General features: G+C 40.1%; 20 protein-coding genes. 6 read left to right on the top strand and 14 right to left on the bottom strand.

The annotated features are described in order from the left end of the window. Positions 1-12: 12 nt before the first annotated feature. Complete coding sequence (locus tag FK004_RS14025; protein ID WP_108737828.1) at positions 13-1455, bottom strand: glycoside hydrolase family 30 protein; 1443 nt, start codon at positions 1453-1455, stop codon at positions 13-15. Positions 1456-1665: 210 nt separating this feature from the next. On the opposite strand from FK004_RS14025, the gene FK004_RS14020 reads away from it, so the two are divergent. Further along, positions 1666-2553 (top strand): alpha/beta hydrolase, encoded by an 888-nt coding sequence (locus FK004_RS14020; protein ID WP_108737827.1) that lies wholly within the window; start codon positions 1666-1668, stop codon positions 2551-2553. A gap of 6 nt (positions 2554-2559) precedes the next feature. Here the strand turns inward: FK004_RS14020 and FK004_RS14015 are convergent, their stop codons facing one another. After that, on the bottom strand, positions 2560-3900 hold the full coding sequence (locus FK004_RS14015) for a DEAD/DEAH box helicase (RefSeq protein WP_108737826.1): 1341 nt from the start codon (positions 3898-3900) through the stop codon (positions 2560-2562). A gap of 221 nt (positions 3901-4121) precedes the next feature. Between FK004_RS14015 and nudK the strand changes: the two genes are divergently transcribed. After that, complete coding sequence (gene nudK / locus FK004_RS14010; protein ID WP_108737825.1) at positions 4122-4700, top strand: GDP-mannose pyrophosphatase NudK; 579 nt, start codon at positions 4122-4124, stop codon at positions 4698-4700. Positions 4701-4738: 38 nt separating this feature from the next. Here nudK and FK004_RS14005 read toward each other — a convergent pair whose 3' ends face one another. Together FK004_RS14005 and FK004_RS14000 are read right to left on the bottom strand one after the other, a co-directional pair. After that, a complete protein-coding gene (locus FK004_RS14005) occupies positions 4739-5257 on the bottom strand; it encodes a hypothetical protein (protein WP_108737824.1) in 519 nt (172 codons plus the stop codon). Between the two features lie 101 nt (positions 5258-5358). Then, positions 5359-6897, bottom strand: a complete 1539-nt coding sequence (locus FK004_RS14000; protein ID WP_108737823.1) for a DEAD/DEAH box helicase — start codon at positions 6895-6897, stop codon at positions 5359-5361. Positions 6898-7081: 184 nt separating this feature from the next. Between FK004_RS14000 and hemN the strand changes: the two genes are divergently transcribed. The 3 genes from hemN (at position 7082) to FK004_RS13985 (ending at position 10116) form a co-directional block, all read left to right on the top strand. Then, on the top strand, positions 7082-8446 hold the full coding sequence (gene hemN, locus FK004_RS13995) for an oxygen-independent coproporphyrinogen III oxidase (protein ID WP_108737822.1): 1365 nt from the start codon (positions 7082-7084) through the stop codon (positions 8444-8446). Between the two features lie 119 nt (positions 8447-8565). Next, a complete protein-coding gene (panB, locus tag FK004_RS13990) occupies positions 8566-9384 on the top strand; it encodes a 3-methyl-2-oxobutanoate hydroxymethyltransferase (protein WP_108737821.1) in 819 nt (272 codons plus the stop codon). Positions 9385-9423: 39 nt separating this feature from the next. Next, positions 9424-10116 carry an RluA family pseudouridine synthase gene (locus tag FK004_RS13985; protein WP_170108560.1) on the top strand — a complete coding sequence of 231 codons (693 nt, stop codon included), beginning with the start codon at positions 9424-9426 and terminating at the stop codon, positions 10114-10116. A 9-nt stretch (positions 10117-10125) separates the two neighbouring features. Here the strand turns inward: FK004_RS13985 and FK004_RS13980 are convergent, their stop codons facing one another. From FK004_RS13980 to fabG, 8 genes are all read right to left on the bottom strand, one after another. Beyond that, the gene (locus FK004_RS13980; RefSeq protein WP_108737819.1) at positions 10126-11511 is read right to left on the bottom strand and encodes a sensor histidine kinase; all 1386 of its coding nucleotides are present in this window, start codon (positions 11509-11511) and stop codon (positions 10126-10128) included. Next, positions 11512-12183 (bottom strand): response regulator transcription factor, encoded by a 672-nt coding sequence (locus FK004_RS13975; RefSeq protein WP_108737818.1) that lies wholly within the window; start codon positions 12181-12183, stop codon positions 11512-11514. A 30-nt stretch (positions 12184-12213) separates the two neighbouring features. After that, positions 12214-12651: a thioredoxin family protein gene (locus FK004_RS13970; RefSeq protein WP_108737817.1), complete on the bottom strand. Its 438-nt coding sequence runs from the start codon at positions 12649-12651 to the stop codon at positions 12214-12216. Positions 12652-12699: 48 nt separating this feature from the next. Further along, positions 12700-13236, bottom strand: a complete 537-nt coding sequence (locus FK004_RS13965; protein ID WP_157956116.1) for a phosphatase PAP2 family protein — start codon at positions 13234-13236, stop codon at positions 12700-12702. Positions 13237-13276: 40 nt separating this feature from the next. After that, the gene (locus tag FK004_RS13960; protein ID WP_108737815.1) at positions 13277-14167 is read right to left on the bottom strand and encodes a diacylglycerol/lipid kinase family protein; all 891 of its coding nucleotides are present in this window, start codon (positions 14165-14167) and stop codon (positions 13277-13279) included. Further along, entirely contained in the window at positions 14164-16140 is a 1977-nt protein-coding gene (locus FK004_RS13955) for an LTA synthase family protein (protein WP_108737814.1), read from the bottom strand. The genes FK004_RS13960 and FK004_RS13955 overlap by 4 nt, the downstream gene beginning before the upstream one ends. Before the next feature lie 90 nt (positions 16141-16230). Then, a complete protein-coding gene (locus FK004_RS13950; protein ID WP_108737813.1) occupies positions 16231-18258 on the bottom strand; it encodes a hypothetical protein in 2028 nt (675 codons plus the stop codon). Positions 18259-18297: 39 nt separating this feature from the next. Continuing rightward, positions 18298-19044, bottom strand: coding sequence for a 3-oxoacyl-[acyl-carrier-protein] reductase (fabG, locus tag FK004_RS13945; protein WP_108737812.1), 747 nt, complete (start codon positions 19042-19044; stop codon positions 18298-18300). A gap of 345 nt (positions 19045-19389) precedes the next feature. Here fabG and FK004_RS13940 point away from each other — a divergent pair, with 345 nt between their 5' ends. Next, the gene (locus FK004_RS13940) at positions 19390-19620 is read left to right on the top strand and encodes a hypothetical protein (protein WP_108737811.1); all 231 of its coding nucleotides are present in this window, start codon (positions 19390-19392) and stop codon (positions 19618-19620) included. Positions 19621-19713: 93 nt separating this feature from the next. Here the strand turns inward: FK004_RS13940 and FK004_RS13935 are convergent, their stop codons facing one another. Both FK004_RS13935 and FK004_RS13930 read right to left on the bottom strand, forming a co-directional pair. After that, entirely contained in the window at positions 19714-20334 is a 621-nt protein-coding gene (locus FK004_RS13935; RefSeq protein WP_108737810.1) for an L-threonylcarbamoyladenylate synthase, read from the bottom strand. A 38-nt stretch (positions 20335-20372) separates the two neighbouring features. Beyond that, positions 20373-22700, bottom strand: coding sequence for an ATP-dependent helicase (locus FK004_RS13930; RefSeq protein WP_108738851.1), 2328 nt, complete (start codon positions 22698-22700; stop codon positions 20373-20375). Positions 22701-22819: the final 119 nt, after the last annotated feature.

The following is a 22819-nucleotide window of genomic DNA, read 5'->3' as shown; positions in this document are numbered from 1 at the left end:
ATGCTATTGGTATTAATACACCAATGTCTGGATAGCGTGTGGTGCTATGCTTAATTCTGCTGCCTGTCCATCAATCCAAAGGAAATACGATACTTTTTCGTCTCCTTTATTCATTACGACTACAGCTGTTTTACCATCTTTATTCAGGAAAGCAGTACTGCTAATCGCACTACGGCTTGGTGTGCTTGCGATACGCTTCGCGCCCGGACGGATGAATTTAGAAAAATGACCGATATAGTAATATTCGTTAGTATACATTACTTTACCACTTTCGGTATCCCCGTGGATTGGGGCAAAACAAAAGTTCCCAACATGGTTAGGCCCACCTTTTTGATCCAAGAGGATATTCCAGTCAGTCCATGCTGTAATACCGCTATTCAGGTCATTGATCATGGCATTACCATATAATTCACCCAATTTCCAATCGTTGATTTTGTCCAGTTTAAACGCTTCTTTACAACCTTCGGTAAAAATCAGGTTGGTTTCCGGGAATGCTTCGTGCACTTTGGCAAGATTACCAAACATCTGCTCTCCACCACTCCAGTTTTCATACCAGTGGTAACCAATACCCCAAACATATTTTGCTGCTTCCGGATCGTTTAACATCGTGCTGGCTCTTTGGTAGATCAGGTCACGATTGTGGTCCCAGGCAATAATTTTCTTATCGGCATAACCGGCTTTATGCATGGTTGGCCCGAGGTAGTTCTTTAGGAAATCACGTTCCTCTTCTGCTGTATAAATACAAGATTCCCAAATTTGGGTTGCCATAGGCTCATTCTGAATGGAAATACCCCAGATTGGAATGCCTTCTTTTTCATAAGCAGCAATGAATTTTGTATAATAGTTCGCCCAGCTTTGGTAAAATTCCGGTTTCAATTTCCCTCCTTTTAGCATGTTGTTATTGTCTTTCATGAATGCCGGTGGGCTCCATGGAGAACCATATAAGGTAAGTTTTCCACCTGCAGTCTTCATCGCCTGCTTGATCATTGGAATCCTGAATTTCTTATCATGGTCGATGTTAAACGATTTTAAAGAGGCATCACCTTCTTTAATATAGGTATAACTTCCACTGGAAAAATCAGAACTGTGGATGGTTGTTCTTCCAATCGTATAGCCGATTCCTTTTTCAGCATCGAAATAGGCTGTAAGGATTTCCTGCTGTTGTGCTTTCGGCATTTTGGCAAAGGTCTCAGCAGCAGCATCCGTTATCGCACCACCAAAGCCCATAATACTTTGGAAACTATGGGTAGGATCTACAAAAACACAGATTTGTGTTTCAAGAGGCTGTCCCATTTTTTTAAAGTTAGCAGTTGCTGTTGGCGAGATCCTGTAGTCCGTATTCTCGGCTGTGGTATACACGGTAATTTTTTTGCCTTCCACAGAAGCGGAGGGTTGTTTTTGAGCTGATACTAATGCCGACACAAGCATTGCAAAAATCAGGCAGCGGTTTTTCATTTTTTTTGATTTAAAGTAAAGTTAAAGTAACTCCGCAACAATAGTCGTAATCGGAGCATTCCAAAAATAGGAATATTCTCTGCATTTTTGATTGTGTCCGTGAAAATTAACGATAAACAATCTAATTTTAAAATTTGAGACTAAAAATCAAACTGGAATTTGTATATTCTCGTTAATATTATAAATAAGCCCAACCTACTCCTGACTCATATGATACCATTCCTTGCTTTCCCCATCAAAAACATATTTTTTGGCATCCTCTTCGCTGCGTTGCTTGTGTTTGTACTCTCCGGATGTGCCTTTAAAAGTGTAACCCGTTCCAAAGATATCACCTATCTCGAAAATGAAAAAGAATCGGGTGTGACCGCACAAAAGCTGAATGTTTTTGCCCCGGCGGAAAAAGGAACCTCACTAAAAAAAGTATTGATTTTTATTCATGGCGGCAACTGGAATTCGGGTAGGAAAGGGTTATATAGTTTTTTGGGTAACCGGTTGGCCCGAAAAGACGTAGTGACTGTGATCATAGATTATCCGCTGACACCGAACGCTGATTATACACAAATGGCATTAGCAACAGCCCGATCGGTACAATGGGTCAGTAAAAACATTAGCAAATATGGTGGTGATCCCAATGCTATTTTTATCTCCGGGCATTCTGCGGGAGGACACCTGGCAGCATTGGTGGCTATTGACAATCGTTATTTTAAAGCAATCGACGAACCGAATCCCATCAAAGGCGTCATATTGATTGACGCAGCAGGTCTGGACATGTATGGTTACCTGAAAGCAGAAAATTTCAGTCCGGACAATACCTACCTCAAAACCTTTACCACAGCAGAATCACAATGGAAACAAGCTTCTCCACTTTATGCTTTACACGCAGGTATGCCACCACTCCTCATTTACCAGGGTGAAAAAACATACACCTCAATTAGCAGCAGCACAGAACGATTTATCGGTGCCCTGGAACAATATGATCCGGAACCGAACTTTTACATCCTGAAAAACAAAAAACATGTGGGCATGATCACCCAGTTTTTTAATGCTTACAATCCGCGTTATAAGGAAATCATTGCATTTATGAACGATAATAACTAATCTGATCTATTGCTTTCTTTTTTTGACTACTGCTTCTTTAGGCCCCGTTTCGATTTTATGCTGTAACACATAATTTGCCAGCATTTTTTCGATTAGTTCGTCTTTGGTCAGGTGATGGAAAACGGTTTTTACTTTTTCCTTTAATCCCGGATCAATATCATGATTCGGTTTGGTTTTGAAGATCTGTTTCGCCCAAAGGTAAGTATTGTTGCCTTCGATACTGTCCTGGGTTGGCTTTTCATAAACAGAGAATTTTATCCCCAGTTCTTTTTCGAAATCCTGTATTTCAGCCGCTTCCTCGGGTTGCAGTATCGTTAATGAAAGACCGCTTTTTCCGGCCCTTCCTGTTCTTCCGCTTCGGTGTACATAAGTTTCATATACATCCGGAAGATGATAATGTACTACATAAGAAAGCCCTTCCACATCAATTCCCCTTGCAGCAAGGTCTGTAGCAACTACAATATTGATATGCCCTTCGCGAAATTGTTCCATAATACGATCCCGTATCGGCTGTGTCAGGCTACCATGCAATGCACCGGAAGAAAAACGGTTAATGGCCAGGTTTTTAGCCAATTTATTTACTGCTGCTTTGGTTTTGCAAAAAATAATACCACGCTCACCATCATGTGCTGTCAGGAAATGCATCAGTACATCCAGTTTTTCAATAGGCTCTAAGATACTGTATTGGTGTTTGATTTCCTGTTTGCCCGTAGGCTGTTCGGAAGCCGTAATTTGGATCACATGTTTGGACATGTAATTTTGAATCAACTGTTTTATCGTTCCCGGCATAGTGGCCGAAAAAAGCCAGGTTCTCCTGCTCTTTGGCAGTTCTGCAACAAGGGTATCCAATCCGTCTTTTAACGCACTCATCATTTCATCTGCTTCATCAAGTACCAGTGTTTTGGTTTCTTTTAGCGAAACAGCCTTACGCTCTAAAAGGTCAATTAGCCTTCCCGGCGTAGCAATAATAATATGGGTGGGTTGTGCAAGGCGCTCGATTTGTGGTTTGATTGGCGTACCACCACAAACCAATCCAATGGAAATCCCAGGGATCGCATTGGCTATAGCTTCTAAGTGTGTGGCAATCTGCTGCCCCAATTCCCGTGTAGGAACCAATATAACGCCCTGAACTGTGGTGTCAGTAATAACCACCTGTTGCAGTAATGGCAATCCAAACGCTAAGGTTTTTCCGGTTCCGGTTCGTGCAACCCCCACAAAATCATCCGTTTTTTCCAATAATACCGGAATGGATTTTTCCTGTATTTCAGTAGGGACAGTAATTTTTAGTGTATTCAGGGATTGTACTAATGCTTCGGAAACGCCAAGCTGCAGGAATGATTTTGCCATTGTGGATATAATTTTGGCAAAGGTAGCTATTATTAGTGATAAAGCGGTGTCCGTGTTGGTATAATCACAGTCCTATCACTTTATGATCACCCTACGGCTACTGGCATTTCAAGGTATAGGCTAGCGAAAATAATTTATCTTTTTTTTAATCTATTACAGTCGCACATCCGGGCTTTTAGATTTATATTTATACTTTCATTAATACAATTTTCGCCTTACCCATGAATGATCGCATAAAAATTAAAGAAACCCAACTGCTATCGGACAGCTGGTATGTACTCAACAAAGTGACCTTTGATTACCTCCGTAAAGACAACACTTGGGAAACACAAATCCGTGAAGTCTATGATCGCGGGAATGGCGCTACCATCCTACTCTACAACACCGAACGAAAAACGGTAATCCTGACCCGACAGTTCCGTATTCCTACTTACCTGAATGGTAATACCGACGGCATGCTTATTGAAGCCTGTGCCGGCCTGCTCGAAAAAGAAAATCCGGAAGATTGCATCCGCCGGGAAACCGAAGAAGAAACAGGCTATGTGCTAAAAGATGTACGCAAGGTTTTTGAATCGTATATGTCACCAGGATCGGTAACTGAAATTCTGTATTTCTTTGTGGCCGAATATTCCAAAGACATGAAAATTTCTGATGGGGGCGGATTAAAAAAAGAACAGGAGGAAATTGAGGTTCTGGAAGTATCGTTGGATGAGGCTTTAGCCATGATTGATACGGGCGCCATCAAAGACGGAAAAACCATCATGCTCCTGCAATATGCACGACTGAAAAATATACTGTAATAAAAAAAGGCAACATTTCAAAATGTTGCCTTTTGTATTTAAGGTAATGTGGATCTGTTGGTCAGCTTCCACTCCGAGCTAAAATCTGCTTTTTGGAAACGGAATTCTATTTTTTTAGTAAAATCTACCAGCCCTTTTCCATTATAATCGAACGGTAAGTTATTTTCGTCGGCCATCATGTTGAAATAGCGCTGCCAGGTCGGAAACAAATCCATATAAGATCCGGTAGCTTCCTTAAAACGAAATACCACTTCTCCCGGACTTTCAGGATTTTCTTTTGCCCAAAAATCCACCCGCAAAAGCTTTGTCGCTTTCTTGGACTTGATCTGGGCTTCCGTCACATTTTCAGGGTAATATAAAAAAGAGGCCTGTTGTGTTTTGGGATCGGTTAGCACTTTATTAAAAACGTACTTCGTACGGGCATTTCCAGCAATCAGATCAGCAATAGTACGTGCCTTTTCGGCATTGCTTTTATGCAGCGGCGTAATAAAATCATAATCCTGGGCCTGGGAAACCATAGGCATAAAAAATAAGAGCAATACAAACAGTTTTTTCATTTCATAAAAAGATAGAAATCAAAACTACTTAATTTATGCTCAAAAAAACAGGCCTTAAAAATAATTAAAAGTTAAAATTATTTTTAAGGCCCGGTATGTATTTAATCTTCGTTCATTATCTTTTCACGATATTTCTTTCCGATCAACAAAGTGAGTTTTGTTTTATAATCGTCAAACAGATATTCCCTGTAGTTCTTGCTGCTTTTGCTCAGGCAATTACTGAAGCGCTTAACGCGGCATTCAATATCATCAAAAAGCTCTCTGGATAAAGCACGTGCTTTATTGAGGTCTTCGGTATTATCCACACACATCGCAGCATGCTGGTCAATTGAATTTTCAAATACGATTTTTGACCGCTGATTTGTTGCTATCGCTTTTTTGTGTTCTTCTTCTACATCAAAAGTAACGATCTCGGTATTGCTGAATTTCTTACGCAGCTCATCCGGCATCGTATATTTGAAGTGGCTCTCGATTTCAGCATCGTCTCTCAGGTTTTCCAGGTAGAATTCCGGAGATTTAAAAATATGCTGCCAGTCTACAGGTTCACTCCACAAGCCGAAACGTGCAGCATTGTTCCCCAGGTCGATTACGGTAAAGTGATCTTTATTAGGTAACTTCCTGGAACCACGCCCAATCATCTGATAGTATAATGTCAGGGATTTTGTCGCACGGTTCAGGATAATGGTCTCCACTGTAGGCTCATCGAATCCTGTGGTTAAAATCCCTACAGAAGTCAGGATAGCATCCGGAGTATTTTTGAACCATCGCAATATATCCTTACGGTCTTCATTGGAATTGGTGTTGTCCAAATGGCGTATCGGATATCCCGCAGCGCGGAATGTCTCATATACATATAATGAGGTATTGATACCATTATTAAAAATAAGGGTCTTTTTGTTTTTGGATCGTGCTTCATAGGAATGCAGCAATTTCTCCTGCATCGCCATATTGGAATACAATTCGTCAGAAGACTTTACGGTATAGTCTCCATTGATCCCCACTTTCAGTGAAGTCAATCCTACATCATAACTATACGTTGTCGCTTTTGCTAAAAATCCTTTGTCAATCAGTGATTTAATCGGATCTCCAACAATAAGCTCATCGTAGTTCTCGTGCATCGGCAACTTAATATTGGAGCTTAACGGAGTGGCCGTTACCCCTAATATAAAAGCATTCCCAAAGGAGCTCAGCAATTTGCGGAACGAGTTGTAGTGCGCCTCATCAATAATAACAAGTCCGACATTATCAATCTCGAGCAACTCATCATTCAGACGGTTTTTCAGGGTTTCTACCATCGCTACAAAGCAGGAATATTCTTCCTGGTCCGGCATCTCTTTAATTTTACTGTTGATGATTTTGTTTTTAACACCAAAACCTTTCAACATTTTTGAGGTTTGTTTACACAACTCGATACGGTGTGTCAAAACCACTACTTTTTTCTTGTGCTCTTCCAGGTAGCGTCTTACAATTTCAGAAAAGATAACTGTCTTTCCACCCCCGGTTGGCAGTTGATACAACAAGTGATAGTTCGCGGAACAATTATCAATCTTATCGAATATCGAATTGATATCATTTTGCTGGTAACTATAGAGTTGTTTTTTGTCTTCTATTACTTCTATTTCTGAATCGTTTTGAAACATTTGGGTCTTTTAGATTTTTGCAAAAATAAGATTTTAAAACCTTTAAAACTATATCTTCCCTATAATTAACAGTATTTCGGGTATAATAGCGGGTAACCGCTTTAAATCGTAGCAATTACATGATAAATATCATTTTATAAAGAAAGGTAACCTGCTACTTTTGATCCTCAAAAAAGCCGCTATCATGAAAAATAATCTGATCCAAAAATACAATGTCCCGGGGCCCAGATATACCAGTTATCCAACAGTACCATATTGGGAGGAATCCAAATTTTCTTACGATCAATGGGTTACCTCTTTTAGGCAATCATTTGCAGAAAGTAACGCTTCGGAAGGTATAAGCCTGTATATCCACCTGCCCTTTTGCGAAAGCCTTTGTACCTTTTGCGGCTGTAATAAACGCATTACCAAAAATCATAATGTTGAGCATCCGTATATTTCCGCTCTGCTGAAAGAATGGAAGATCTATTGTAGCCTGCTGGGTGAAAAACCACGGATCAAGGAAATCCATCTTGGCGGTGGAACCCCCACTTTCTTTGCCATAAAACATTTAGAAGACCTTATTAATGGGCTAATGAGTTACGCTATAAAAGCTCCGGGGTATGAATTTAGTTTTGAGGGACATCCTAATAACACTACCCGGGAGCAATTGCAAAAACTATATGATCTTGGTTTCCGCAGGGTGAGTTTTGGCATTCAGGATTATTCTCCTGTCGTACAAAAAGCCATTCACCGCGAGCAACCGTTCCATAATGTGGCCAAAGTAACCTTTTGGGCCCGTGAAATTGGTTATACCTCTATAGGCCATGATATCATTTTTGGTCTCCCTTTCCAGCAACTTGAAGATATCGTGGATACGATCGAAAAGACAAAATCCCTCAAACCTGACCGGCTCGCATTTTATAGTTATGCCCATACGCCATGGATCAAAGGGAATGGGCAGCGAGGTTTTAAAGAGGAAGATATTCCAAAAGACCGTGAGAAAAGATTACTATATGAAATTGGAAAAACATTATTGGAACGTTACCAGTATCATGAAATCGGCATGGATCACTTTGCAGTCACAGAAGATGCTCTTTATACATCTTTTACAAATGGCAACCTGCATCGAAACTTCATGGGCTACAGCGCTTCCAAAACACAGCTTATGATTGGTCTTGGGGTCTCTTCCATCAGTGATAGCTGGTATGGATTTGCCCAAAATGCCAAAAATCTCGAAGACTACTACCAGCTGCTGGAATGGAACATCCTTCCGGTTACCAAAGGACATATCCTAAACTCCGAGGACCTTATAGTACGCCGGCATATCCTTAACCTGATGTGCCAATTTCAAACCTCCTGGAATGAAGATACATTATACCTGCAGGAAATGCCAGAAATCCTTGTACGCTTAAAAGAGATGGAACAGGATGGACTGGTGGTTTTAAGCCCTGATAGTATTACTGTAACAACAGCCGGAAAGGCCTTTGTCCGTAATATTTGCATGGCCTTTGACCTGCACTTACAACGAAAAGCCCCTAACACCCAACTGTTTTCAATGACAATATAACAGGATTACAGCACCAGGAAACCGTACTTTCCGCGTTATTTTTAAATTATAATAATCTACCCAGATGGGTGCTCTTTTTATAGTATTTAGTACATTTACGTCTTATTAAATTACAAATTATGTCTGTAGCTAAAAAAGATTATAAAAGAATAACAACGAAGTCTTTGATTGAAATGAAAGCGAATGGAGAAAAAATATCCATGTTAACCGCATACGATTTCACCATGGCCAAAATTGTAGATACCGCAGGTGTCGACGTAATTCTTGTGGGTGATTCTGCTTCCAATGTGATGGCAGGTCATGAAACCACGCTGCCCATAACCCTGGATCAAATGATCTACCACGCATCCAGTGTGGTTCGTGCTATCTCCAGAAGCCTTGTTGTTGTTGATCTTCCTTTTGGGAGCTACCAATCAGATCCTAAAGAAGCCTTGCGCTCCTCTATCAGGATTATGAAAGAAAGCGGCGCTCACGCTGTAAAAATGGAAGGCGGAAGCGAAATAAAAGATTCTATCAAAAAAATACTCAACGCCGGAATTCCAGTAATGGGACACTTAGGCCTGACCCCACAATCCATCTATAAATTTGGTACGTATACTGTTCGTGCCAAAGAAGAAGAGGAAGCTGAAAAACTATTGCAGGACGCAAAACTCCTGGAACGTATTGGTTGCTTTGCCCTTGTTCTTGAGAAAATACCGGCACACCTGGCTCAAAAAGTAGCCGAAAGCATTTCCATTCCGGTAATCGGAATTGGTGCTGGTGGTGGTGTAGACGGACAGGTACTTGTAATCCATGATATGCTGGGAATGAACAATGAATTCAGTCCTCGTTTCCTGAGACGTTACATGAATCTGTATGAGGAAATGACAACAGCTATCGGAAACTATGTTACCGATGTAAAATCTGCTGATTTCCCAAATGAAAAAGAGCAATATTAATTTTCAGATTTACGCATCCCTCCTATTTCACATTTGAAAATGAAAGAACTTTCGACCAAGCATAATCTTCAGGTATTACATGAGGACAATCATATTATTGTAGTCAACAAAAGGGTTGGCGATATTGTCCAGGGAGATAAAACCGGAGATAAACCCTTGAGTGAAGTGGTCAAAGAATATATTAAGGATAAATACAACAAACCCGGTGAGGTTTTTTTAGGCGTAGTACACCGCCTGGACAGGCCTACCACCGGGATTGTGGTTTTTGCCCGTACTTCTAAGGCGCTTACACGGCTCAATGAGCTTTTCAAAAACAGGGAAACACAGAAAACCTATTGGGCTGTCGTCAAAAATAAACCTTCCAAACCGGCAGATACCCTGGTGCATTTCCTAAAACGGAACGAAAAGAACAATACCTCCAAAGCACACCTCAAAGAAGTACCGGACAGCAAAGTGGCCAGCCTGGATTACACTATTATTAAAGAGCTGAATAACTATTCCGTATTGGAAATCAACCTGCATACCGGTAGGCACCACCAAATACGCGCACAACTTTCAGCCATTGGATCGCCGATTAAAGGTGACCTGAAATATGGTTTTGACCGAAGTAATCCTGATGGCGGTATTCACCTGCATGCCCGTAAACTGGTATTTGTACATCCTGTAACGAAAGAACCGATTACAATAGTCGCTCCTACACCATCAGAAGTAATCTGGAACGCGGTACGGTAAACAAGAGGATTAATTCTTTTTGAAATATAAGATTGCCGTAGTGCCGCAATCTTTTTCACTTTTGACCTCTATGCCAATACCCAACAGTACACATAGTTTTTTGACGATTGACAGTCCCAGGCCATTGCCTTTGATCTCCACATGCTCTGTGGCTTCAGAACGATAGAATTGTTCATATATCTTCGACAGGTCTTTAGCATCAATGCCAATGCCCTCGTCTGAAATGCGAAACGAAATGGTATCCTGCTCCATTTTCAAGTGAATAGCAATCTGTCCATTATCTTTGGAATATTTTACAGCATTCGAAACCAAATTATCAATTATAATAGAAACCAGATAGCCATCGGATACAATTCTGAAATGCTCTTTGAATTTAAAATCAATCGTCAGTTTCTTCACTTCAATTCGGGAAGAGTACCGCTGTAGGGATTGCAAAACCACTTCATCCAGCAGTATGTTTTCAGCCTTGACTATTTTCTTTTGATTTTCAAACCGGGCCAGCAACAGCAATTGATCTACTAAATTATTCAGGCGATCGACCTCCGTTACACAGTATTTTATTTTCTCTTCATAATGCTGTATTTCACGCGGTTTACGAATCAAGACTTCAAGTGTTCCTTTTATAACAGCCAAAGGGGTTCTCAGTTCATGGGAAGCATCTGAAGTAAACTGTTTTTCACGCTCAATGGCATCTTCAATGCGATCCAGTAAGTCATTGATGCTTTTTGAGAGGACATACAACTCATCTTTATTACGGGGCAATACAATACGCTCATTGAAATTATTATTGGTAATCCGACTGGTGGTATTGATAATATTTAATGCCGGTTTTATGCTTCTGCCCGCAATATAGCGCGTCAGGAAAAACAGCAGGAATAATATAATTGGAAAGATGGTAAATAGCGTATACAATAGGTTTTCAAGTACTTTTTTAGGCGCTTCCACTGACATTGGTATTACCACATACCCTACAGTGTTTCCTTTATTCGTGAGTGCCGTTTGCACCTGCCGAATAGCAATATCGCCCAAATAGGTATTGCAATAATCATTTTCCCCCTTATTCGGAATGAGCCTGAGGCTTTCATCTTTCAGGTTGGGTGATTTCTCTACGGAATTCCGGTTTTTATCAAAAACCTGTACAAAAACCGGATTGATATTAATTTCATTATGCTCCACCTCACCCCATTCCTCTTCATCCACCAGCCGTACTTCCCCTTTTTGGATTTCAACCTGATTTTTATGGATGTCGATTTCCATTGCGAGGTCATTGTTGATATCCCGATTTACCGATAAGGATACAATACTATAAATGATTACAAATACGCCAAAAATAATCGTAGCAGTACTGATCAGGTTGTAAAAGGCGATGCGGTTCCGGAATGATAATGATTTCATTTATACGATGGTATTAGCAATATAGCCCACTCCCCGGATGGTTCGAATGTAGTCTTCTTCTTTTTTCAACCCTAATTTCTTGCGAATCGAATTGATAAACACATCAATGACTCCGGTATCATATTCAAAGTAAATATTCCACACATCCTGGATGATCTGCGTCCGCGTGCATACAATACCTGTATTTTTGATCAGGTACTCCAAAAGCAGGTATTCTTTTTGGGTCAGGAAAATTTCTTTGGTTCCATTGAAAACCTGATGGGTTTCATTTTTAATACGAATCGTTCCCAACACATATTCTGTGGGAGTTGGCGGAATTGTCCGAAACTGTACTTTGATACGCTCCAGCAATTCTTCAAAGCTAAAAGGTTTCTTGATATAATCATTGGCCCCTGCCTGAAGTCCGGCAATCGTTTCCTGAAGTGTATCTTTGGCAGTCAGAAAAATAATGGGAGTCAGCATGTTTTTTTTGCGATATTCGATGCAGACCTGTAAACCGTTTAGCTTCGGTAACATCCAATCCAACAGGATCAGGTCATATAGATGCAATTGTGCTAAACGCAATCCTTCCATTCCATTACTGGCAATGGTAATCTGATAGCCTTCTTCTTCCAAGCCTTCTTTCAGGAAATCGGATATTCCTTTTTCATCTTCAACAATTAAAATATGCATACCCTTTAATTTTTAGTTAAGGCCGCTAAATTATCTCAGAAATGATTTGATATGATTGATATACTCGCGTACGGACATTTCTGTATCATACCCCGTTTTACCGAGTACTTTTCCATATTTGTCCAGTACTACAATCCACGGAAAAAAACCATCGCGGTTGTATTTCTCTGCCAGCACCATATTATCATTCTGGACATTCACAGGCTTGGATCCCGGATTTTTCTGTGGAAAATCTGCCGATAGCAATACCCAGTGTGTCAAAACATCTGCTTTGAACTCTTCTGACTGCCATACTTCTTTTTCCAACGCTATGCTTGATGGATTCCAGTCGGAACCCGAAAAGACGAGTAAAATATTTTTATTTTCAGAAATCGCACGTGCTTTTGCCGTATCTAAATTGGTATACCATTCCTGAGTATAACCCGCATTAGAGAAGAGAAGCAACGCGATAACTATAGTACTTTTCATGGAGATTCTTTTTTGCAAAAGTAGTAAAAATGTAATCGTTCCTGTACTTTAGAAAGTATAAATAAAACCAACAACGCAGCCCTCTTTCGTCTTTGAAAAAGTAAGATCCATCTGGGTCTTCTTTTCATGAGGCGTAGCAAATAAATAGGCACTTCCAATCCCAATTACAGCACCACCCAGCACATCCCAGCCATCGTGTTTTCGGGCATCAATACGGGTCCATCCAGTATACGCCGCCAAAGCATAAGCCGGTAGTCCTACTTTCCATCCATAGCGGCGCTGAATGAAAGCTGCCCCCGAGAAAGCATTGGAGCTGTGCCCCGACGGAAACGCATTAGTACCATTATGCTCCGGCCGGTCTTTTGCAATGATCCGTTTTAAGGATTGTGTCACCACAAAAGAGGTTCCATATACTTTTACAAATTGCCAGGTCCCTTTATTATCTTCTTCATAAAATAAGGTCGTTGCTAAAGCTGAAACCGGAATGGCCAGCATCAGTATGTCGCCAGAAGTCTCTACGGCCTTATTTTGCGCATATCCTTTTCCTAACGCTACAAACAACAGCATTATCATCCAGTTTTTCATCCCCTTTCCCATAAATTACTCTATCGCTTTACAGCACACATTATAACTTTGAATCCACCAGTACTGTTAAGGCTTTTTCCAATACCGCCACACTGATTGTACTATTGTCAAGATGATAATACTCGCCATCAGCCTGTAAGTCAACCGTCGTAGCTTCCGGAAGTACAATCTCCAGTTCTTTGACCAAAAATCGCTCTGCCTTTTTGAATTTATCCGTTTTATTGAGCAGCACCAAAGTACCAAACATCATTTTCTGTGCGATATTAAGTTTAGATACAATCAATAAATCCAGCCATCCATCCGAAAGGCTCGCTTTTGGCGTAAGGCTCATATTGTACCCCATTTCATTGGAATTAGACACAAAAAACAAAAAGGGAACTACCTTCTTCTCCTGACCTGCCCACTTCACAATCATTTTTGGCGGTTTAAATTCAGCACTCGCCCTAAGCGATGCTTTCACATAAGCGCTCAGGGTTCGTTTTTCAAAACATTCGTATTTCCGGATGATCAGCGCATCTATACCCAATCCCATATTACTGAAAAAATACCTGTCATTGATCTTGCCTACATCAATTGCCTGCTCATTTTGCTTACGTATAATCGCTAATGCCTGCTCTATATTCCTGGGAATATTAAGATTTGAAGCCAGGCCGTTCCCGGATCCTACAGGAATAATTCCCAAACGTATACTGGTATTCACCAAACAGGAAGCAACTTCATTGATCGTGCCATCACCACCACAGGCGATAATCACATCCGGATTTTCAGCTATCGCATTTTGGGTGAGCAGCACCGCATGTTTTTTATATTCCGAATAGTCGACCCGTATCTTATATTGGCCTTCTAAAAAATAAGTATCTAAATACTCTTTGGTTATTGTATGTTTTCCTTTTCCCGAAATCGGATTTACAATAAAATGTAAATAAATCATTCTTTAAGCAGTTTGTTTGTAAATAAATAATCTGCTGTCTGATACCAGGAAATGGCTTCATCCAGAAATTTTTTGTCCATTGGGAGTGGCTTGAGGTCATTCGTCTCTTTATTCCAAGCATAAAATGCCTGTTTTTTCTGATCTGACAAAATCATCGCCTTTTCCCCTTTCAGCAAAGATAATTTTCTGTAAGTTCCCACAAAGGCACGAGGCTCAAATTTTTTATCAAAAACGTCCTTTCCAAAGAAATTAGACTCATAATTCCAATGTAAAAGCGAAAATAATGTTGGAAATAAATCTATTTGGGAACATTGCTGCATTATTTTCTGATTGGCAACGCCCGGTAAATTGTAAATGAAAGCCGGAATATGGTAATTTTTAATATCAATTTCATCCTTACCGGCACTGCTGGCACAATGGTCTGCCACAATAACAAATACAGTATTTTTAAACCATGGTTTGGTACGTGCTTTTTCCATCATTTTTCCAAAAGCATAGTCATTGTATTTCACCGCTCCATCCCTGCCAGTTCCCGAAGGGATATCAATGGTATGGTCCGGATACGTATACGGTTTATGATTTGAAGTTGTCATTACAAAATTAAAAAAGGCTTCTTTTTTCTGGTAATGCGCATCGGCTACTTTCAGCATTTTGTCATAGATGTTTTCATCACAAATACCCCAGGCATTTTCAAAGGTCACTTCATTGTCTTCAATATTATGCCTAACGGTCTTTATATCATCACTAAGCACACTGCCACGGCCACGATCGTAAATTGTAAAGCCATTACCTCCAAAATAACTGTTCATGTTGTCAAAATAGCCATCACCTCCATAGAAAAAATTATTCTTATAGTTTTTCTTTTGGAAGACACTGGAAACGGTAAACAGGTTATGATTATCCGGACGTTTGACGATACTTTGTCCCGGTGTCGGCGGAATGCATAAAGTGACCGCTTCCATTCCGCGTACGGTACGGGTTCCGGTTGCAAATAAATTAGAAAAGAAAATACTGTTTTGCGCCAGTGCATCCATATTCGGTGTGATATTTTTATCATTCCCGAATTCCTTCATGAAATTAGCACTCATACTTTCCATCAGGATAAACACTACATTCGGCTGTATTACTTTTTCTGGTAAGGTATCCGTTATTGTCCTGCGAATGGACCAATCGTCTTTTAGGAATGTGCTATTTTTTTGAGTAATCTTATCCCGGACAATACCAAAGGCTTCCTGATTGTCGCAGGTGGTATAAAAATCCTCGTACTTCATCTGGTTGTTTCGGAATTCAGCAAAAAAAGAATAAATTCCGGCTTTTGAAATCTCATTGTTGTACCGGTTGGACGACCACTCCGCATCTTTATTGGTAACAAATGAAATGTAGACGGTAACAATCAGTAAAGCCGATAGGAACACCACGGTACGCTGCTTGAATGGTGCTTTGGCAGTAAAGGTATCGCGAAATGATCCGCATTTATAAAATAAAAATACAATGAATGCTGTAATACCGACTACACCGGAGATCAATAACGGCAACGGATAGGATTCCTGGATATTCTTAACGACTTCATGGGTATAAATCAAATAATCGACAGCGATAAAATTGAAACGATTTTTAAACTCATCCCAGAACGTGATTTCAGCAAAAAAAGTAAAAACCAATATAAAAATCGTCAGGACAAAGAAAAAGAAGACCAATACCTTATCGACAATTGAGCCTATAAATTTATTTGGAAACAACAGCAGATACACTATCCCCGGAAAAGCAATAAAGATACTTACACCAAAATCATAAAAGACACCCGTAAGCACCGTTCGGAAAATAGCAAAGATATTCCAGGAGACTTCATCATATTGCCATATAAAAAAGGCAATCCTCAGCAGAAAGGATAAGAGAATAAAACCTTTGATAAAATTAAAAAGTAGTGAAAAACGTTTGGATAAGTGTGCAAACCCAGGTACTTTAAATGTCATAATGTTACGTAATTGCTATTACAAAATTAACGTAGCATTACCTTTAAAATTGATTCGCATTCCGAGATTTAAGCGAATCTTAAGAAAGCACTATAACATGCCATTGTATTTGCGTACAAACCATTCTGCCGCCAGCAGCAAAGCGATTAGCAATAACAGCAACACACTATCAATCAGCGGCTTTTTTTCCACGATCGCTTTTTGTACGGTTTGGTATTGCTCATTTTCCAAAAGGCTTGTGATCAGCTCTTCTGCCTGACCCGGATAATAGAGTTTACCTCCGGTAGCCAATGAAAGAGCCTGGAGTTGTGGTACATCAGGATTTACAAATTGTTTTTCCATATCGAAATCCAAAATTTCAAAATGGCTGCTGTACACGGTATTCGAATTCAGCTCTTTTACAGTAAAAGCATACGCTCCGGCTGCAAAACCATCGAGGTTCACCCGAAAACTGTTATTGCCCTTTAGCATATCGTAATTCTTAACCGCTTTACTTTTTTTATTGGTTACTGTAATAGACAAACGGGCTTTGTCATCAAACTCATAGTTCTTATTGAAGTATTCAGCAGCAATGGTAATGGCATCGCCGGAATTATAAAAACTTTCGTGATGGACTACCAGCCTTTTCCCGGAATTCGCCGAAGACAGGTATTGTATTGTTTTGTCAATAAAAATATCAAAGCCTTCAAACGATTTTTTATCCACATAGTATTGCAGGCGCCATTTCCAGATATTCTCCCCTAACAGGAAAGCATTACGCCTGGACTGATTCTCCGTAAAGACCAGCATTGGGGCATTTGTATCAATATTACGCACTTTGGAACTGAGCAGCACTTCTCCTTTTTGCTTTAGGTTTAAGGTACCATACCCATTTTGCAGTGGCGGAAAACCTTCAAACCCGATGTCATCGAGCGCAAAAAGATTAAACTGGGCATTATAGGCAGCAGTATAATCTTCTTTTTGGGAAGTCATTTTAAATCCAATCACATCCTGGTACTGGTTCAGTAAATTGTAATCCGTCGAAAGTCCGGTAATTACCCAGGAATTAATACCAGCAACTTTATTTTTTTCAAATACCGTTTTAAAAGCAGCGGTTGGCTGATAAAAAATTAACACATTATAGTCCTGCAAAGATTCGACTGCACTGGGCTGTAGTACTGTAACCTTGCGTTGTGTATTCGCAGAAATCGCCCTTTTCAGCGCCCCGATATCCGGATGGTTGATTTCAGAAATAATGGCTATTTCCGATTTTTGATCGATTACTTCTACCGCGAAATTTTTCGTGTTGTTATAGGTGTTTTTTTCTTTTTCAGCCAGGAGTACCGAGGCTTTAAAAACCTGAAGCCCTACTTTATCGGCAGGTAATACTACCTGCAGTACCGCCGACTTATTCTGTGGTGAAAAATTTACTTTTTGTTTGTACAGCACCGCACCCCCCTGTTGAATTATAAAGTCTGCTGTTACCACTTTTTTGCCATTGTATTGCAGCAGGACTTCAACCGGGAATTTATTTTTGAGGAAAGCATATTTATTGACATTGAGACCACTGATCCTTACATCAAGGTAGGAAATGGTATCTCCTAAAACGATTGGAAATACGGCATTTTCAGCATCAAAACCATATACATAATCCGAACCTATAGTCTGGTTTCCGTCGGAAAGCAATACGGTAGGGTATTTTTTATTTTTATAGAGGCTTTTTAGTTGTTTTCCAGCCTGGTCAATATTGGTTTGGGTACCTTTAAAAGTGAATTGGTCCACACTTTCAAAATCAGTCGCAAAGGCATAGGTATGGATGTCATACTTTTGCTGTAATGCTTTATTTTCAGTTATCTTTTTTACCAGCGAACGGCTCAGGCTGTCCTGCTCAAGATAGGTAATGGAACCGGAGTTATCGACTACGATTGCCAGAGGCGGTTTAGTATCCCGATAGGTTTCCCTGCTTATTTTGGGATTGATCACTAACAGGAGTATTCCGAAAATACTCAGAAAACGAAAAGAAGCCAAAAGCAGTTGCACTTTGCTCCTGCTTTTGGCTTTATAATAATATTGAAAAAATGACAGGGCAAAAGCGATCAGAATCGAAAGTAAAATCAGTACTATGGTGCTTTTTGCCATTATAATAGTGTCATTTTTAAATTAAATACTTCTTTTTTATTAGGTCAGCATTCCACCGTCTACATTTAATACCTGCCCTGTTACATAAGCAGACATATCACTTGCGAGGAATACACATACATTCGCTACATCTTCCGGAGTTCCTCCTCTTTTCAATGGAATATTATCCCTCCAGGACTGTACAACATCTTCATTCAGTTTTCCGGTCATTTCTGTTTCGATAAATCCGGGAGCTATAGCATTGCAACGAATATTACGGGATCCCAACTCCAGTGCAACCGATTTTGTAAATCCAATTACCCCGGCTTTAGAAGCAGCATAGTTCGTTTGGCCTGCATTTCCTTTTACCCCTACCACAGAACTCATATTAATGATGGATCCGGCTCTTTGTTTAAGGAATGTTTTCTGCACAGCTTTCGTCATATTGAAAACTGATTTCAGGTTGACTTCAATAACTTTATCAAAATCCTCTTCGGAAATACGCATCAATAAATTATCTTTTGTAATTCCCGCATTATTCACCAATATATCAATCGTACCAAAATCAGCGATAACATTTTCTACCAATGTCTGTGCTTCTGTGAAATCAGCAGCATTGGATTGGTATCCTTTGGCTTTAACCCCTAACGCGATAAGTTCTGCTTCCAATACTTTAGCGGACTCTACAGAAGAACTATATGTAAAAGCGACATTAGCGCCCTGTTTTGCAAAAACTTCAGCAACGCCACGGCCAATACCTCTACTGGCACCGGTAATAATAGCGGTTTTCCCTTCTAATAATTTCATATTATTGTTGATTTTATTTTTATGAAGTGACAAATATAAATAATTAGTTTGCAGTAGGAAAATTAAACACAATTGTTTTATCCGTTTCCACATTTGAACTACTGCCGAAATACTATCAAAATACTGATAATCCTGGGGAAATCATAAATTAAAAATACATAATTTTCAGCATAATCCTCATTTTTAACCCTCTAATAAAAGTATACATTACATAATTAATAATTTTAAAAATCATTTACTAAATTTATACTAAAATCAATATAGATTTGAGTTTTTATTATTAATTTCAGTCCGGGGATTACATGTGAGAAGCCCTATTTATACCTAACCATAAATTGAGACATTATGAATTTTTCTAAGATTTTAGTTGCTGGTATAGCCGCAGCCTCCATGGCAGCCGTACTGGGTTATATTATTCTTAAAAAAGAAGCAACCAAAGAAGACGCACACGACTATTCTAACGGATATAGCGATGAAGACGAAGATCTTTATACCAAAAACACTACTGACAACTGGCTTTCTGACTTAAAGTTTGAAGATTGGTATGGAGATGAAAGTGAACATTTATTTATTTAAATACAACTACACGGTGATGTGCCCTGCCATCATTCGCCATAAAAAAAGGTTGCCTGAATTTAAACAGGCAACCTTTTTTATATATAGCAGCTACTATAGTATATCGATACTGCCTTTTCCTTCCCGGATCACAACAGGTTCCCCTTCGGACAAATCAATAATTGTAGAAGCTTGGTTATCACCATAACCGCCATCAATAACCAAATCAACAATATTTTGCCATTTTTCGAAAATCAATTCCGGATCGGTGGAATACTCCAGTACTTCATCATCATCGTGGATTGAAGTGGAAACAATAGGATTCCCTAATACTTTTACAATTTCAAGGGCGATTGGGTTATCGGGTACCCGGATCCCGACAGTACTTTTCTTTTTAAATTCCTTTGGCAGGTTATTATTGCCTGGCAAAATAAAAGTATAAGGCCCTGGCAGGGCTCTCTTGAGCAACTTAAAGGTACTGGTATCAATCTGCTTCACATAATCGGAGATATTACTCAAATCATGACATATGAATGAAAAATTGGCTTTGTCCAGTTTGATGCCTTTGATCTTTGCTATTTTCTCTAATGCTTTGGTGTTGGTAATATCACATCCCAAACCATAAACGGTATCGGTAGGATAAATCACCAGGCCGCCATCCCGGAGTACTTTCACCACTTTGGCAATTTCTTTCTCGTTGGGATTTTGGGGATATATTTTTATAAATTGTGCCATGATAGATTGTTTTTGGGGATTGGTATTTTCTTTTTATGCTATGCTATAACATCCAGCTTGGCAAAGCGCAGCAGTAGCTTTTTAAGGCCACCTACTTCAAATTTGATTTCTGCTTTTTTATCGGCACCGACACCTTCCAGATTCACCACCTGCCCTTTTCCAAAACGTTCATGAAGTACGATATTGCCAATGTTGAGTTTGCTTTCCGAAATACTGCCTTTTGTCGGACTGCTGCCGTCCATAGGCTTCAATTTACGAATATTTGATGAAAAAAGCGGCTCATCGTTGCTATAATTTTTTGGCGGTGTCCCGTTCGTTGGTTTTGCCAAACGCAATTTGGACTTATCTACATCCCCAAAAATATCAATATCAATCATAGGTTTGTATCGGGATCCTTCCATAGGCGTCATATAATCCAGGAAGTGTTCTGTAATCTCTTCAATAAAACGGGAAGGCTCACAATCCGTCAGTTTCCCCCAACGGTAGCGGGATTGGGCATAAGTCAGGTAAGCCTGGTGCTCTGCCCGGGTTAGGGCAACATAAAACAACCGTCGCTCCTCTTCCAGCTCACTCCGGGTACTCATACTCATCGCACTCGGGAAAAGGTCTTCTTCCATTCCTACAATAAATACATGTGGAAATTCAAGCCCTTTGGCTAAGTGAATTGTCATCAGCGCCACACGGTCATCATCACCGGTATCATTGTCCAGATCGGTTGCCAGTGCTACATCTTCCATAAATTCAGACAAAGCGCCACGGGCACCGTCAATTTCCTTCTGACCATCAATGAAATCTTTGATACCATTCAGCAACTCTTCAATATTCTCCAGACGTGCAATACCTTCCGGTGTTCCGTCTTTTTTCAGCTCCTGGATCAATCCGGTCTTTTTAGTAACATGATCGGCAAGGTAAAAAGCATCCTGGTTCTGGTCGATCACCTGGAAACTCTGGATCATGGTCACAAAATCTTTCAACTTGTTTTTAGTCCCTGTGTTCAGCTTCAAATCGATACGGTCTATGTTCTGCATCACCTCATAGATCGAACGCTTGTAATGATTGGCAGCTATGGTCAGCTTTTCTACTGTGGTATCTCCAATTCCCCTTGCCGGGTAATTGATCACACGGACCAGGGCTTCTTCGTCCTTTGGGTTGATCACCAACCGCAGGTAACACAATACATCCTTGATCTCCTTACGTTGGTAAAACGACAGCCCTCCATAGATCCTGTAGGGAATATCGCGTTTTCGCAGGGCATCTTCCATAGCACGTGATTGTGCATTGGTCCGGTAGAGGATTGCAAACTGATTATTATTCAGCTGGTTGTTCATTTTTTCCTCAAAAATGGTAGAAGCGACAAAACGTCCTTCTTCCCCATCGGTAAGGCTGCGGTGTACTTTAATCTTAGGGCCATCATCATTGGCAGTCCATACGATTTTGTCCAGTTTGGTTTTATTTTTATCAATAATAGAGTTTGCTGCCTCCACAATATTACGGGTGGAACGGTAGTTTTGCTCCAGACGGAACATCTCTACATTGTCATAATCTTTTTGGAAATTCAGGATGTTATTGATATTTGCCCCACGGAAGGCATAGATACTTTGTGCATCGTCCCCAACCACACAGATATTCTGAAAACGATCGGAAAGCGCGCGTACAATAAGGTACTGGGAGTGATTCGTATCCTGGTACTCATCTACCAATATGTACCGGAAACGATCCTGGTATTTCAAGAGTACATCAGGGAAACGCGTCAGCAGCTCATTGGTCTTTAGCAATAAATCATCAAAGTCCATTGCGCCCGACTTAAAGCATCGCTCTACATACTGTTGGTAAATTTCCCCCATACGCGGTTTTTTGGACATCGCATCTGCTTCCTGAAGTTCGGGATTGTCAAAATAGGCCTTAACTGTAATCAGGCTGTTTTTATAGGACGAAATCCGGCTAAATACCTGTTTGGGTTTATAGACATCCTTATCCAGCTGCATCTCCTTTATAATAGATCCCAAAAGCCTTACGGAATCCTGTGCATCATAGATAGTGAAATTGCTGGGATATCCCAATTTGTCGGCTTCGATACGTAGAATTTTAGCAAAGATGGAGTGGAAAGTCCCCATCCATAAGTTTTTCGCCTCACTGGATCCTACAATATCCGAAATCCTTTTTTTCATTTCCCGCGCCGCCTTGTTGGTAAACGTGAGTGATAATATATTAAAAGCATCTACACCCAGGCTCATCAGGTAGGCAATACGAATGGTAAGCACCCTTGTTTTACCGGATCCTGCACCCGCAATTACAATCATCGGCCCATCTTTACGGAGTACCGGTGCCTGTTGGGCTTCATTAAGCTGGCTGATATAATTCTGAATTTGCATTTTTTTGATTTAGATGCAAAAATAAGAATTTTGAAGTTAGCATGTATGAAATGGTGCAGTAAAATACAGTCCATAATCGAAGTAGGTTCCTGGCTTCCGGAATAAAAAAAGCG

It is taken from the genome of Flavobacterium kingsejongi (assembly GCF_003076475.1).
In the GTDB taxonomy this organism is placed as follows: Bacteria; Bacteroidota; Bacteroidia; order Flavobacteriales; family Flavobacteriaceae; genus Flavobacterium; species Flavobacterium kingsejongi.
Note: the sequence above shows the minus strand (reverse complement) of the source record. Positions and strands in the feature narration are given on the sequence as shown.